The sequence below is a fragment of the Limnohabitans sp. MMS-10A-178 genome (assembly GCF_003063375.1).
Classification (GTDB): Bacteria; Pseudomonadota; Gammaproteobacteria; order Burkholderiales; family Burkholderiaceae_C; genus Limnohabitans_A.
In genome coordinates this window covers 429346-443261 of sequence record NZ_NERY01000002.1, presented here as the reverse complement: position 1 = coordinate 443261, position 13916 = coordinate 429346, and the positions used below count along the sequence as shown (strand labels likewise).

Sequence of the window (13916 nt, the reverse complement as noted above, 5' to 3'; positions counted from 1 at the left end):
GTTTATTGCACTGCAGCAATATAGCAGTTGTGGTGCAAGAAAAGTGGAGTCGCACACCTAATTAAATTCACATAAGTGACACTAACTCCGTATACCGTGTAATTAAATTTAGACAACCTTGGCAATGGACTGGCAAACATAATCAATGTTTTTGCTGTTCAAAGCGGCCACGCACATGCGGCCTGTGTCGGTGCCATAGACGCCAAATTCAGAGCGCAAACGCACCATTTGGTCTTTGTTCAAACCAGAGTAGCTGAACATGCCAATTTGGGTGGTAATGAAGCTCATGTCTTGCTTCACGCCAGCGGCAATTAGTCCATCGACCAAAGTTTGTCGCATGGCCTTGATGCGAACTCGCATTTCTCCCAATTCTTTTTCCCAGGTTGCACGCCACTCGGGGTTTGCCAAAACAGCGGCCACCACCGCGCCGCCGTGGATTGGTGGGTTGGAATAGTTGGTGCGAATGACAATTTTGAGCTGGCTGAGAACGCGACCACATTCTTCTTTGTCGGCGCAAACAACCGACAAAGCGCCGACGCGTTCGCCATACAAGCTGAAGCTCTTTGAAAAAGAGGTGGATACAAAGAAGTTGAGGCCCGCAGCCACAAACTTGCCAACCACTGCACCGTCTTCGGCAATGCCGTGGCCAAAGCCTTGATAGGCCATGTCAAGAAATGCGGTGAGGTTTTTGGCCTTGATCACCGCTATCACCCGATCCCATTGGGCAGAGGAGATGTCGTAGCCCGTGGGGTTGTGGCAGCACGCGTGCAGTACCACAATGGTGCCTGCAGCCGCGGCGTTCAGGCTGGCCAACATGCCATCAAAGTTGACGCCGCGTTTTTCAGCGTCGTAGTAGGCATAGCTTTCGACTTGAAAACCAGCGCTGCTGAACAAGGCGCGATGGTTTTCCCAGCTGGGGTCTGAAATCATGACTTTGGCGTTGGGGCTGACCTTTTTCAAAAAGTCTGCGCCAATTTTGAGGCCGCCTGTACCGCCAATGCCTTGCACTGTGGCCACGCGGCCAGAACTAACGGGCTCGCTGTCGGCACCGAAAACCAAACTTTTTACGGCTGCGTCGTAGGCGGCTATGCCATCGATGGGCAAATAGCCGCGGGCACTGGGTTTGTCCATCATGGCTTTTTCGGCCGCTTGCACGCACTGAAGTAGCGGGAGTTTGCCGTTGTCGTCGAAATAAACACCCACGCCCAGGTTCACTTTGTTGGGGTTGGTGTCGGCTGCAAATTGTTCGTTTAAACCCAAAATAGGGTCGCGGGGGGCCATTTCGACGGCGGTAAACAGAGACATGAAAAAAAGTCCTTGTAGGGTGTTGCGAAAAACTGTTGCTAACTGGCAGAAAACCAAAACCTAGGTTAGGCTTTAGGGTTCCCCCTAATTTTAACGGCTCTTTCCCCCATTTTTGCCGCCAATTGACACATCTCAAGAAGTTCCATGGCCGTATTACCCGTCACCCCTGAAGTTGTCCTCGAAGCGGTTCCATTTGTTGCACCAGAAGGGCAGTTTGTGCAATACGAAGGCTCTCCCTTCGAGCTGTACCAGCCCTATCCGCCAGCAGGTGATCAACCTACGGCCATTGAAGGCTTGTTGGAAGGCTTGAACGATGGCGAAGTGTTTCAAACCTTGCTAGGTGTGACGGGGTCTGGCAAGACCTTCACGATGGCCAACGTCATTGCTCAAATGGGCAAGCCTGCCATTGTGTTTGCACCCAATAAAACATTGGCCGCACAGTTGTACTCAGAGTTCAGGGAATTCTTTCCCAAAAATGCGGTGGAGTATTTCGTCAGCTACTACGACTACTACCAGCCTGAGGCTTATGTGCCGCAGCGCGATTTGTTCATTGAAAAAGATTCCGCCATCAACGAGCACATTGAGCAAATGCGTTTGTCTTGCACCAAGAGTTTGATGGAGCGTCGCGACGTGGTCATTGTGGCCACTGTGTCGGCCATTTACGGCATTGGCGAGCCCGAAAGTTATCACCGCATGATCATGACTTTGCGCACGGGCGATAAGGTAGGTCAGCGCGATGTGATCTCCCAACTCATTCGCATGCAGTACCAGCGCAATGACCAAGATTTCAGCCGTGGAAAGTTTCGAGTTCGGGGTGACACCATCGATGTGTTTCCAGCAGAACACTCTGAATTGGCAGTGCGCATTGAGTTGTTTGACGACGAAGTTGAAAGCCTTCAGTTGTTCGACCCACTGACCGGTCGCATTCGCCAAAAGATTCCCCGCTTCACAGTCTATCCCTCCAGCCATTACGTCACGCCGCGCGACAAAGTGTTGGCCGCTGTCGAAACCATCAAAATTGAATTGGCCGAACGTCTCAAAGAATTGGTGGGCATGGGTAAATTGGTGGAGGCTCAGCGTTTGGAGCAGCGCACCCGATTCGATTTGGAAATGCTCAGCGAAGTAGGGCACTGCAAAGGCATTGAAAACTACACGCGGCATTTGTCTGGCGCAGAACCTGGTGCGGCCCCAAGTACATTGACCGACTACATGCCTCTTGATGCCATCATGTTTTTGGACGAGAGCCACCAAATGATTGGCCAGCTCAATGCCATGTACAACGGAGACCGGGCTCGCAAAACCACCTTGGTGGAATATGGTTTTCGATTGCCCAGTGCGCTTGACAATCGGCCCCTTAAGTTTGAAGAATTTGAAACCAAAATGCGACAGTGCATTTTTGTGTCTGCCACGCCAGCCAATTACGAAATCACACATGCAGGCAAAGTGGTAGAGCAATTGGTCAGGCCCACAGGCTTGGTCGATCCCGAAGTTGAGGTGCGACCGGCCATCCACCAAGTGGACGATGTGCTGCAAGAAATTCGCATACGCGTAGACAAACACGAACGGGTGCTGATCACGACGCTCACCAAACGCATGGCGGAGCAACTCACCGATTACCTGTCGGACAACGGCGTCAAGGTGCGTTATTTGCACTCCGATGTGGACACTGTTGAGCGCGTCGAAATTTTGCGCGACTTGCGACTTGGCGCATTCGATGTTTTAGTGGGTATCAATTTGCTTCGCGAAGGTTTGGACATTCCCGAGGTTTCTTTGGTGGCCATTTTGGATGCTGACAAAGAAGGCTTCTTGCGTTCAGAGCGCAGCCTGATTCAAACCATTGGCCGTGCGGCCCGAAACCTCCATGGCAGAGCCATTTTGTATGCCGACCGCATGACCGACTCCATGACCAAGGCCATTGGTGAAACTGAGCGCCGACGCACCAAGCAGGTGGCTCACAACTTGGCCATGGGCATCACGCCGCGCAGCATCGTGAAAGAGGTTCGCGACTTGATTGACGGTGTCTATAGTGAAAAGGCTGGCAAAGAGGCCGAACGTTTGGAATTGGCCGCGGTGCAGCGCGCGAAGGTGGAGGAGATGAGCGAGAAGGACATCTCTAAGGCCATCAAGCAACTGGAAAAGCAAATGATGGAACACGCCAAAAACCTCGATTTCGAAAAGGCCGCACAGGTTCGAGACCAGCTCCAGATGCTCAAGGCCCAAGCCTTTGGGGCACCAGGCACCGACAACGTGGTGGTCTTGAAGGCTTAAGCGGATAAAGACCTTCATTTTGTAATCCGACTAATCCGCTCAAGTTCTGCTATAGTCGAGCAAATTAGTCAACAACCTAGGAAAAAGCCATGCGCCTTACCACCAAAGGTCGATTTGCAGTGACCGCCATGATCGACTTGGCCCTGCGACAGCATTCAGGCCCAGTCACCTTGGCAGCCATTAGCCAAAGGCAAGAAATTTCCTTGTCCTACCTTGAGCAACTGTTTGGCAAACTGCGTCGCCATCAGTTGGTAGAGTCCACCCGCGGCCCTGGTGGTGGCTACACATTGGCCAAAAAAGCCTCCGACATTACAGTGGCCGACATTATTTTGTCGGTAGACGAGCCCATCGACGCCACCCATTGTGGCGGCAAAGAAAATTGTCATGGCAGCACTGGCCGTTGCATGACCCACGACCTGTGGTCTGCTCTGAATTCCCGCATGGTTGAGTTTTTGGACTCTGTCAATTTACAGAAATTGGTCGACGACCAATTGGCAGCAGGCCACACCATTGAAGACAAGCCAGCCATCAAGCGTGCCATTTCTGCCATGCCTGTGGTTCAACCCATCCGCGTCAACGGCCCCAATTCGGTATTTGCTTTGGGCAATACTTTTGCAAAATCTTGAGAAGTTTTCAAGCATGAACTCCACACCTCATTTCCCCATTTATCTCGACTACAGCGCCACCAACCCGTGTGATCCGCGCGTGGTCGACGCCATGATTCCTTGGTTGCGCGAGCACTTTGGCAATCCCGCTTCTCGCAGCCACGCTTGGGGCTGGGAAGCCGAAGAGGCTGTTGAAAAAGCCCGCCAAGATGTGGCCGACCTCATCGGTGCCGACCCCCGCGAAATTGTCTGGACCAGCGGTGCCACCGAATCCAACAACTTGGCCTTGAAGGGCGCTGCTCAGTTTTACAAAACTCGCGGCAAGCACCTTATTACGGTCAAGACCGAGCACAAAGCCGTGCTTGACACCATGCGCGAGCTTGAGCGCCAAGGCTTTGAAGTCACTTACCTTGACGTTCAAGACGACGGCTTGCTCAACCTCGATGTGTTCAAGGCAGCCTTGCGCCCCGACACCATTTTGGTTAGCGTGATGTTTGTCAACAACGAAATTGGTGTAATTCAAGACATTCCTGCCATTGGCGCCATCTGCCGCGAAAAGGGTATCGTTTTTCACGTCGATGCCGCGCAAGCCACTGGCAAATTGCCAATCGACCTCAACACGTTGCCAGTCGATTTGATGAGCTTGGCTTCACACAAAACCTACGGCCCCAAAGGCATTGGCGCTTTGTATGTGCGCCGCAAACCGCGCATTCGCCTTGAATCGCAAATGCACGGCGGTGGCCACGAGCGCGGCATGCGCTCTGGCACCTTGCCTACGCACCAATGTGTGGGCATGGGCGAAGCCTTCCGCATTGCTCGACTCGAAATGGATCAAGATATTGCCAAGGCCAAGGCCTTGCAGGAGCGCCTCATCAATGGACTCAAAGATGTTGAGCAAGTGTTCTTGAATGGTCACCCCTCCAAGCGCGTGCCCCACAACATCAACATGAGCTTCAACTATGTTGAAGGCGAGTCGCTCATCATGGGCATCAAAGGTTTGGCTGTGTCTTCTGGCTCTGCCTGTACCTCTGCCAGCTTAGAGCCCAGCTATGTGTTGCGCGCCTTGGGCCGCAGCGACGAATTGGCGCACAGCAGCTTGCGCATGACCGTGGGCCGTTGGACCACCGAAGCCGAAATTGACTTCGCCATCGAAACCATCAAAGCCAATGTGGCAAAACTGCGCGAACTCAGCCCTTTGTGGGAAATGTACAAAGACGGCGTCGACCTCAGCACCATTCAGTGGGCTGCGCACTGAGTTTTTCACCAACAGAATAAGGAAGTTAAATCATGGCTTACAGCGAAAAAGTTGTTGATCATTACGAAAACCCCCGCAACGTGGGCTCTTTTGAAAAGGGCGATGAAGATGTGGGCACCGGCATGGTGGGCGCGCCCGCCTGCGGCGATGTCATGAAATTGCAAATCAAGGTCAACCCCGTTACAGGCGTGATTGAAGATGCGCGTTTTAAAACCTATGGCTGTGGTTCTGCCATTGCTTCCAGCTCACTGGTCACCGAGTGGGTGAAGGGAAAAACATTAGACCAAGCAGCCGCTTTGAAAAACAGCGAAATTGCCGAAGAGTTGGCCTTGCCACCCGTCAAAATTCACTGCTCTATCTTGGCCGAAGACGCCATCAAAGCCGCTGTCGAAGACTACAAGAAAAAACACGCAACTGCTTAATGCAGCGTTTGCCGGAACTCAACAATGGCCATCTCTTTAACTGAAGCAGCAGCGCGGCACGTGTCGCGCTACATCACCAAACGCGGCAAAGGCGTGGGTGTGCGCTTAGGCGTCAAAACCACGGGCTGCTCTGGTTTGGCCTACAAGCTTGAATACGTAGACGAAGTGGCCCCCGAAGACGTGGTCTTTGAAGACCATGGCGTGAAGGTGCTCATTGATCCCAAAAGCTTGGCCTACATCGATGGCACCCAACTCGATTTTGTGCGCGAAGGTTTGAACGAAGGTTTCCGTTTCAACAACCCCAATGAGCGCGATCGCTGCGGCTGTGGCGAATCGTTCCGCGTGTGATCTCTCTGCAGGCGTCAGACTTCGAGCTGTTTGGCTTGCCTACGGCCTTTGAGCTAGACCGCTCGCAAATAGACCTTCAGTGGAAGTCATTGCAGCGCGAAGCCCATCCCGATCGATTTGCTTCTGAAGGTGCTGCTGCTCAGCGCATTGCCATGCAATGGTCTGTGCGCATCAATGAAGCCTACAACCGACTCAAAGACCCTTTAAAACGTGCCGCTTACTTGTGTGAGTTAAACGGCGCCGCTGTCAACGCTGAAAACAACACAAACATGCCGCCTGCGTTTTTGATGCAGCAAATGGAGTGGCGTGAAGCGCTAGACGATTGCAAAGCACTCAAAGCGAATGACGCCAAAGATAAGGCTTTGGAAAAGCTGTTGGACGAGGTGGATGCGTCGCATGCGCAAGCTTTGAAGCAAATTGCCAAGTTGATTGATGTCGAACACAATTTTCCCGCAGCGGTAGGTCAGGTTAGAGCGCTCATGTTCATTGAAAAATTTGCACAAGAAGTGCAACACCAACTCGACGCCTCTAGTTAAAAACAAATTCGCAATGGCTCTTTTACAAATTTCAGAACCTGGTCAAGCACCAGACCCTCATCAACGGCGCATTGCCGTAGGCATCGATCTTGGCACCACACACTCCTTGGTAGCATCTGTGCGCAATGGCGTAGCCGAATGTTTGCCCGATGACAAAGGCCAAGTGATCTTGCCATCTGTGGTTCGTTATTTGCCCGGACAAGGCCGTCAAATTGGCCAAGAAGCTGTGGCCAATGCCGCGCAAGATCCTGAAAACACATTGGCCTCTGTCAAGCGATTCATGGGTCGCAGCTTGTCTGACATAGCGCATCCCGAAAAACTGCCCTACAAGTTTGCGCAGCCAGAAGGCGCCAGCGCCAAAGGCATGTTGTCAATTCAAACTGTGCAAGGCAATAAGTCGCCTGTTGAAGTCAGTGCCGAAATTTTGGCTACTCTGCGTTATCGTGCCGAAGACACCTTCAACGATGACCTTCATGGCGCAGTGATAACCGTACCCGCCTACTTTGATGATGCACAGCGCCAAGCCACCAAAGATGCAGCCCAAATGGCTGGTATCAATGTGTTGCGACTTATCAATGAACCCACAGCAGCCGCTATTGCCTATGGCTTGGACAACGCCAGCGAAGGCATTTATGCGGTGTTTGATTTGGGCGGCGGTACCTTTGATATTTCTATCTTGCGTTTAACGCGTGGCGTATTTGAAGTAATGGCCACCGGAGGCGACTCAGCTTTAGGTGGTGACGACTACGATCACGCACTGGCAGACGCAGCCTTGGCATCCATGGGTTTGTCTGACATACAAGCTGGCCTCAGTGCTGAAGACAAAACCCGATTGAAAGCGGCAGCACGTGCAGCCAAAGAGGCTTTGACCAATTCACCTGACGTTTCTTTGGTATGGACACATGCATCACAAAGCCACGAAGTGAAACTCACACGTGTTCAATTCAACGAAGCAACTTCGGCACTCACTGCAAGATGCATGTCTGCTGTTAAGAAGGCATTGCGCGATGCCAAAATCAAAGCTGAAGACATTCAAGGCGTGGTCATGGTGGGCGGCTCTACGCGCATGCCGCAAGTGCAAGAAGCGGTAGCCGCCTTTTTCGGCAAGCCACCGCTTAACAATCTGAACCCCGACGAAGTAGTGGCCTTGGGCGCTGCCATTCAAGCCAATCAATTGGCTGGCAACGACTCGGCTGGCGATTTGCTCTTGCTCGATGTCATACCTTTGTCCTTGGGCATTGAAACCATGGGCGGTTTGGTGGAGCGCATCATCCCGCGCAACCAAACCATTCCCACGGCCATGGCCCAAGACTTCACCACTTACCAAGACGGTCAAACTGCGTTGGCATTGCACGTGTTGCAAGGCGAGCGCGATTTGGTGGTGGACTGCCGAAGCTTGGCCCGTTTTGAATTGCGGGGCATTCCGCCAATGGCAGCAGGCGCAGCACGCATTCGCGTGACATTTACGGTGGATGCAGATGGTTTGCTGAGCGTTGCTGCCAAAGAGCAAATCAGTGGCGTCGAGGCCAAAATTGATGTGAAACCTTCTTATGGCTTGAGCGATGATCAAATTGCCAAAATGCTGCAAGACAGTTTTACAACCGCCGAAGTGGACATGAAGGCAAGGGCACTGGTTGAGGCTAGAGTGGATGGCGATCGCATGTTGCTGGCCACCCAGAGTGCACTCCATGCAGATGGTCAATTGCTCAGTGCTGCTGATCGTGCGCAAATTGATTCACTCATGTTGGCTTTGCGCCAAACAGTCGACTCATCGCAAGATGCGCAGGCGGTAGAAGATGCCACACAAGCCTTGGCACAAGCCACCGAAGCCTTTGCGGCCGAACGCATGAATCACAGCATTCAAAAAGCATTGTCTGGCCAAAACATCCAGAGCCTTTAAGCTCACTGCTTTCTAAAGAAATACAAAATGCCCGTTATCAAAATATTGCCCCACGCCGAATACTGCCCAGAGGGCGCTCAAATTTCTGCACCTTCTGGCACCAGCATTTGTGAAGCCTTGCTTGACAACAAAATCAACATTGAACACGCCTGCGACATGAGCTGCGCCTGCACCACTTGCCACGTCATTGTGCGTGAAGGCTTGAGCAGCTTGAACGAAGCTGAAGAAACAGAAGAAGACTTGCTCGACCGCGCCTGGGGCTTAGAACCCAACTCACGTTTGAGCTGCCAAGCATTTATGGGCAAGCAAGACGTGGTGATCGAAATTCCAAAGTACACCATCAACCACGCTAAAGAGAACCATTGAAAGCCATCGCGGCTTGATTGCGTTTACAGTTAGCTTATGCGCCAATTATTTCTAGACACCGAAACCACAGGCCTCTCTGCTGAAGGCGGAGACCGCGTCATTGAGTTGGGTTGTGTTGAGCTGGTCAACCGCAAGCTCACCGGCAACAATTTGCATTTCTACTTCAACCCTGGGCGCGATAGCCACGAAGACGCCCTCAAGGTTCATGGCATTAGCAACGAATTTTTGCGTGATAAGCCCAAGTTCAAGGATGTGGTTCAAGAAATTTTGGACTATGTCGATGGTGCCGAAATCATCATTCACAATGCCGCTTTCGACGTTGGTTTTTTAAATAAAGAACTTGAGCTGGCAGGGCAGAAGCCCTTCACCCAGTATGTCGAAAGCGTGGTCGACACCTTGGTCATGGCCAAGCAAATGTACCCCGGCAAGCGCAACAGCCTCGATGCCCTTTGCGACCGACTTGGGGTAGACAACTCTGGTCGTACTTTGCACGGCGCCTTGCTCGATGCTGAGTTGCTGGCCGATGTCTATATCAACCTCACGCGTGGCCAGGAAGCATTGCTCATCGATGCAGGCGGCGACGAAGGGCAGAAGGGTGCAGAAGAGTCAGTTGACCTGAGTGGCTTTGAATTGCCTGTGATTCAGGCCAATGCCCAAGAGCATGCTGCGCACCAAGAACAATTGGCCCAATTGGACAAGGCCAGCGGTGGAAAGACCATTTGGCGGCAGGCCGCGCCTGTTTGAACCCCTAAAATCCTTGAAATTAGCCAATTTTCCATGGCATAATTTAAGGCTACGCTAAAACAGCGATAGGGCGATTAGCTCAGGGGTAGAGCACTGCATTCACACTGCAGGGGTCAGAAGTTCGAAACTTCTATCGCCCACCACCAAACTAAATCTTGAAGACTATCAATACCTTAGGTAGTTTTCAGGATTTCAATTCTATAAAATTTAGATATGCTTCCCTCGGAAGCATTTTTTTCGTCTCAAATTTTCTTGATTCTTCAGTTCGGCTTTGAGGGGAAAATAGAATATCTTTGTCTTATGAAAATGAATATGCTCACGCTACGTGAGCAACATAAAAGTTAATATTTAGAAATACATTTTTTCGGTTGTTAAGGGTAGCGTCAAAACGAATCGAGTTCCTTGGTTCACGCGAGTTGTGAAACTGATACTGCCCTGGTGTGAATCGATGATGGTTTTTGAAAGCCACAGTCCTATGCCCATGCCGCTTTCTTTGTTTGTGCGAAGCAATTCAAAAACGACCGCTTCAATTTCTGGAGAAATTCCAACTCCGTTGTCTGCTACCGACATCACAATGCGATCGTTTTCCAATTTTGTTTGAACAGTGATATTTTTCACACCCTCAAACTTGGTTGGAAATGCCTCTATGGCATTTGTCATGAGATTCAACAAAACTTGCTGCAACTGAGACTTGTCACCTGTGAATTTCAAGGCCCTAGAGTCCAATTGAAGTTGGACTTCAATTCCTTGTTTATCCAAGGTGGGTTGGGTAAGTAGCAGTACGTCGTTGACCAGTTCATTGAAGTCAAATACCGAAACCGTTTTTCGCCCATTGCCAAACATATTGCGCAATGTAGAGATGATGGTTGCGGCTCGGTGATTGGCTTTGCGCAAGCCTGTCATTGCTTTGTCAATTCTGGGGTCTTGATCCAGTTTGGAATCGTGGTCGTTCAAAACTAATTCAATCATGCCGGCATTCGTTTGAATAACGCTTAGCGGTTGATTAAGCTCATGGGCCAAACTGGCCACCAAGGCGCCCATGCCTGCTGTTTTATTGAACAAGGTCAGTTGCCTGATAATTTCTTCTCGCTCCTCAAGCAGTTGCTTCATAACCAAACTGGTTCGTTGCGCCTCATCTGCGCGTTCGTTTGTTAATGTCAATTCATGCGCCAGAGCTAATTTTTTCTGTTCAGCTATCTCTAAAAAGATACGCAAAAAAGCAACGTTACATAGTGTGATGGTGATGAATTGACCGACCACCATAATGGCCTGATGCCAACTCGGTTGGTAGAGCTCATCGATCGAGCCACCAAGCGCTACACCGATGGCGCGCATTGCCAAACTAAAACTCAGAATCAAGCCACCCCACATCAGCAAATTGGCGCCTAGTGATTTACGTTTTCGATGAAGCTGAAGGCCCATGCGAAAGTAGTCAAAGCAAAGCACAGCATAAAAAGCATTGAACAAAACCAATGCCTCCCAATCAGCCTTCAAAACGGCGATGAGATAGACAAACAATAAGAAATAGGCGACAGATACAAGGCCATAAACCCAGTAGACACGATTTTGTGGTTCCGGCAATAAGTACATGCGCAAAGCCACCATCCGGCCCCCGTTGCCAGCCAGCATTAGCAGCTGCGCTACATACATAAACAAGAATTCAGAAACCAAACCTCGCATAGACAGTAAGACCACTGCCATGCCGCTTAAAATGCCCGATGCACACCACAATTTGACCTGAAAGCTTCTGTACTCTTGCAGAGCCAGCCAGATGGCCCCGTGCAAGATCAAGTACACGAAGCAAGTCATGAAAATGGTGGTCTGAGTATCTAGATGCATTGCATACAAAATATTTGGTTGTTTGTATTGAACACTAGAAAGATGTTTGTGCAACGTAGCACAAACGAGTGCTTAACCACTTGAAGCGTCTTTGTTTTTGATTAAATACAGGGGTGGTTTCTGTGAGGTATTGGCGTCTGTTTTGCTACCAAGCATCAAGTCCGATAAATTGATACCAAGTTTCTTGGCGTACAAACGAGCAAACCAAATAAAAGGATTTGAATGTTTTTGAAAATATACTTCACTTCCACTTTCAACAGCTTCAATTTGTTGAACTCGTGTCCCCATTTTTTTGCACAGATCTTCTATAGAAAGACCCTGTCTGATTCTTTCTAGTTTTAAAAGTCGACCTACTTCAAGCGGAATATTAGGATCCTTTATTGGCGGATGTGTCATTTCTAGGCATTTAGACTAATGGTCACATTGCCAATATTCCATGGATTCAACTTGTTGCCTATCCCTAATTGGGGATGTCGGGATCTGTAATACCGCTAAATTACTCAATTGACAGCCAATTCTTAGGCTTTTCAAGCCAGTTGTTCATGAGCCACAATGTGATGTGACAAAGCAGATCAAACCATGACAACCAAAGGCCATGTTTTTTTAGTTGACGATGACCAAGACGTTCGATTGTCAGTAGCTGATGTATTGATTCATCTGGGCTATGGCGTCAGTGACTTTGACAGTGCCGCTTCTTTTCTGCAGCAAGCACTGCGTTGCTCGCCTGCAGTCTTAGTATTGGATATGCGGATGCCAAAAATGACGGGTTTGGATTTGCAAAAAGTATTGATTGAAAAAGACTGGCCCATTCCAATCATTTACATGAGTGGCGACAGTCAGAGTCAAGAAATCATCGATGCGATGAAGCTGGGTGCGGTTGATTTTTTATGGAAGCCAATTACCCATACCCAAATGATACAAGTTGTAAACAAAGGTTTGAAATTGGATGGTCAGCGTCATGAAGATCAATTGCGCTTAAAGCGTGTGGCAGCTCTTCAACAAAGTTTGAGCGCTAAAGAGCAGGAAATTTTGTCACTGATGCTATTGGGGCATGGCAACAAAGCAATTGGAATTGAAAAAAATGTGATGGCTGATACAGTTAAAAAACATCGCGCCCGCATCATGGCGAAGATGGAAGTCAACTCGTTGGCAGAATTGTTGTTACTTTGTAAAGACTTCATTCCGACTTACGGTGATGATCAAATAACACCGCAAATAAAAAAGTGAAATGAAAAATCTAAAACACGTTGAGTCACCGTGTAAAAAACTCCATACACATTGCGTCCATGGCTTTTTAAACCAATAGCATTTCCATCTGCTCAAAAAGTCAGCAGTGTAAAGAGTCTTTACGCTTGACCTTAAAAAAGTACAAATTTTAAAAATTAAGTAGTTCTAAAGTAATCTTAAAAAAATAATTTAAAAAGGATGAGTAAAAGCAAAAGCAATTTACTCAATCCAATTCAACGTAGTTCTTATTACTCAATGGTGATCAATACCCTGGCTGAAATCAATCAGTCGATCAGCTTTCCGTCAGTCCGAAATGGATAGGGTCCGGGGAAACTGCCGATGACTGCAGTGTGGGTGACCAATCTCTGACCGTCCCACCAGTGCAGTTGGTATCCTGGTGGCTCTAAAACAAAGTTGTCGGGTCCATCCGCGCTCAAGTCGAGCGCTATTTGGTGCGCAGAGCTAGGGCAGGTCGATGCTAAGCTTCCTCCAAAGCGCACCTGTATTGAACGATGCAGGTGACCGCATGCCAGTCGCTCAACTTGGGAGTGGCGTGATATCACAGCTTCGAGTGCGTCCGCACCTTCTAGCCCCAATATATCCATATGGCCCAAGCCGGTTCGAAATGGTGGATGGTGCATTACCACCAAGGTCGGTGTATCGGGCTTTTCAGCAAGTGTGCTGTCTAACCATTGCAAGCGCTCATCGCACAAGCGGCCGCCACCTTGGCCGGGAATGAGTGTGTCTAATGCAATGATCCGAACTGGGTAATCATCTATCGCGTACTGGATAAACGGCGACCATTGGTACAAGTATTCATGGTCCGGAAATGCTCTGCGTAAAGCGTCGCGTTCATCATGATTTCCAGGGATCAGGTACATTGGCATGGTGAGCGGCTTTAGCAAAGTTGCGAGCAGTGCGTACTCGTCATCTCGTCCATAGTCCACTAAATCGCCAGTTAGCAGGACCACATCGGGGCGTTGCTTCAATTGCATCACTGAGTCAACACAATGCTCCAGCATGGTTGCAGTATCCACCATGCCGTAAGCGTGCTTTCGCCCAGCTTTTATGTGCGTGTCGGTGATCTGGCAAAAAAGCATT

14 protein-coding genes and 1 tRNA gene are annotated in these 13916 nt (G+C 49.8%); 11 read left to right on the top strand and 4 right to left on the bottom strand.

Annotation, left to right across the window (positions count from 1 at the left end; all coding sequences use genetic code 11):
- Nucleotides 1–108: 108 nt before the first annotated feature.
- On the bottom strand, nucleotides 109–1305 hold the full coding sequence (locus B9Z32_RS11045; RefSeq protein WP_108421466.1) for an amino acid aminotransferase: 1197 nt from the start codon (nucleotides 1303–1305) through the stop codon (nucleotides 109–111).
- A 144-nt stretch (nucleotides 1306–1449) separates the two neighbouring features.
- On the opposite strand from B9Z32_RS11045, the gene uvrB reads away from it, so the two are divergent.
- The 10 genes from uvrB (at nucleotide 1450) to B9Z32_RS10995 (ending at nucleotide 9892) form a co-directional block, all read left to right on the top strand.
- Entirely contained in the window at nucleotides 1450–3573 is a 2124-nt protein-coding gene (uvrB, locus tag B9Z32_RS11040) for an excinuclease ABC subunit UvrB (protein ID WP_108421465.1), read from the top strand.
- Between the two features lie 89 nt (nucleotides 3574–3662).
- A complete protein-coding gene (locus tag B9Z32_RS11035) occupies nucleotides 3663–4199 on the top strand; it encodes a Fe-S cluster assembly transcription factor (protein WP_108421464.1) in 537 nt (178 codons plus the stop codon).
- Nucleotides 4200–4212: 13 nt separating this feature from the next.
- A complete protein-coding gene (locus B9Z32_RS11030) occupies nucleotides 4213–5433 on the top strand; it encodes an IscS subfamily cysteine desulfurase (protein WP_108421463.1) in 1221 nt (406 codons plus the stop codon).
- Nucleotides 5434–5465: 32 nt separating this feature from the next.
- On the top strand, nucleotides 5466–5855 hold the full coding sequence (gene iscU, locus B9Z32_RS11025; RefSeq protein WP_108421462.1) for a Fe-S cluster assembly scaffold IscU: 390 nt from the start codon (nucleotides 5466–5468) through the stop codon (nucleotides 5853–5855).
- 24 nt (nucleotides 5856–5879) lie between these two features.
- Nucleotides 5880–6203: an iron-sulfur cluster assembly protein IscA gene (gene iscA, locus B9Z32_RS11020; RefSeq protein WP_055360539.1), complete on the top strand. Its 324-nt coding sequence runs from the start codon at nucleotides 5880–5882 to the stop codon at nucleotides 6201–6203.
- Complete coding sequence (gene hscB / locus B9Z32_RS11015; RefSeq protein WP_108421613.1) at nucleotides 6203–6739, top strand: Fe-S protein assembly co-chaperone HscB; 537 nt, start codon at nucleotides 6203–6205, stop codon at nucleotides 6737–6739. The genes iscA and hscB overlap by 1 nt, the downstream gene beginning before the upstream one ends.
- Before the next feature lie 13 nt (nucleotides 6740–6752).
- A complete protein-coding gene (gene hscA, locus B9Z32_RS11010) occupies nucleotides 6753–8639 on the top strand; it encodes a Fe-S protein assembly chaperone HscA (protein WP_108421461.1) in 1887 nt (628 codons plus the stop codon).
- 27 nt (nucleotides 8640–8666) lie between these two features.
- Nucleotides 8667–9005, top strand: a complete 339-nt coding sequence (gene fdx / locus B9Z32_RS11005) for an ISC system 2Fe-2S type ferredoxin (RefSeq protein ID WP_108421460.1) — start codon at nucleotides 8667–8669, stop codon at nucleotides 9003–9005.
- A 36-nt stretch (nucleotides 9006–9041) separates the two neighbouring features.
- Nucleotides 9042–9749: a DNA polymerase III subunit epsilon gene (dnaQ, locus tag B9Z32_RS11000; RefSeq protein WP_108421459.1), complete on the top strand. Its 708-nt coding sequence runs from the start codon at nucleotides 9042–9044 to the stop codon at nucleotides 9747–9749.
- 68 nt (nucleotides 9750–9817) lie between these two features.
- Nucleotides 9818–9892 (top strand) — tRNA-Val (locus tag B9Z32_RS10995).
- 205 nt (nucleotides 9893–10097) lie between these two features.
- On the opposite strand, the gene B9Z32_RS10990 is transcribed toward B9Z32_RS10995, so the two are convergent.
- Both B9Z32_RS10990 and B9Z32_RS10985 read right to left on the bottom strand, forming a co-directional pair.
- A complete protein-coding gene (locus tag B9Z32_RS10990) occupies nucleotides 10098–11546 on the bottom strand; it encodes a sensor histidine kinase (RefSeq protein WP_158268209.1) in 1449 nt (482 codons plus the stop codon).
- A 114-nt stretch (nucleotides 11547–11660) separates the two neighbouring features.
- Nucleotides 11661–11984, bottom strand: coding sequence for a RodZ family helix-turn-helix domain-containing protein (locus B9Z32_RS10985; protein ID WP_146179484.1), 324 nt, complete (start codon nucleotides 11982–11984; stop codon nucleotides 11661–11663).
- Between the two features lie 183 nt (nucleotides 11985–12167).
- On the opposite strand from B9Z32_RS10985, the gene B9Z32_RS10980 reads away from it, so the two are divergent.
- Nucleotides 12168–12815, top strand: a complete 648-nt coding sequence (locus B9Z32_RS10980; protein ID WP_108421456.1) for a response regulator transcription factor — start codon at nucleotides 12168–12170, stop codon at nucleotides 12813–12815.
- Between the two features lie 284 nt (nucleotides 12816–13099).
- Here B9Z32_RS10980 and B9Z32_RS10975 read toward each other — a convergent pair whose 3' ends face one another.
- Nucleotides 13100–13915 (bottom strand): phosphodiesterase, encoded by an 816-nt coding sequence (locus B9Z32_RS10975; RefSeq protein ID WP_108421455.1) that lies wholly within the window; start codon nucleotides 13913–13915, stop codon nucleotides 13100–13102.
- Nucleotide 13916: the final 1 nt, after the last annotated feature.

Bases quoted from the DNA above. Each gene is read 5' to 3' on its own strand.
- B9Z32_RS11045 (WP_108421466.1), bottom strand. From the start codon at position 1,305: ATGTCTCTGTTTACCGCCGTCGAAATGGCCCCCCGCGACCCTATTTTG.
- uvrB (WP_108421465.1), top strand. From the start codon at position 1,450: ATGGCCGTATTACCCGTCACCCCTGAAGTTGTCCTCGAAGCGGTTCCA.
- B9Z32_RS11035 (WP_108421464.1), top strand. From the start codon at position 3,663: ATGCGCCTTACCACCAAAGGTCGATTTGCAGTGACCGCCATGATCGAC.
- B9Z32_RS11030 (WP_108421463.1), top strand. From the start codon at position 4,213: ATGAACTCCACACCTCATTTCCCCATTTATCTCGACTACAGCGCCACC.
- iscU (WP_108421462.1), top strand. From the start codon at position 5,466: ATGGCTTACAGCGAAAAAGTTGTTGATCATTACGAAAACCCCCGCAAC.
- iscA (WP_055360539.1), top strand. From the start codon at position 5,880: ATGGCCATCTCTTTAACTGAAGCAGCAGCGCGGCACGTGTCGCGCTAC.
- hscA (WP_108421461.1), top strand. From the start codon at position 6,753: ATGGCTCTTTTACAAATTTCAGAACCTGGTCAAGCACCAGACCCTCAT.
- fdx (WP_108421460.1), top strand. From the start codon at position 8,667: ATGCCCGTTATCAAAATATTGCCCCACGCCGAATACTGCCCAGAGGGC.
- dnaQ (WP_108421459.1), top strand. From the start codon at position 9,042: ATGCGCCAATTATTTCTAGACACCGAAACCACAGGCCTCTCTGCTGAA.
- B9Z32_RS10985 (WP_146179484.1), bottom strand. From the start codon at position 11,984: ATGACACATCCGCCAATAAAGGATCCTAATATTCCGCTTGAAGTAGGT.
- B9Z32_RS10980 (WP_108421456.1), top strand. From the start codon at position 12,168: ATGACAACCAAAGGCCATGTTTTTTTAGTTGACGATGACCAAGACGTT.
- B9Z32_RS10975 (WP_108421455.1), bottom strand. From the start codon at position 13,915: ATGCTTTTTTGCCAGATCACCGACACGCACATAAAAGCTGGGCGAAAG.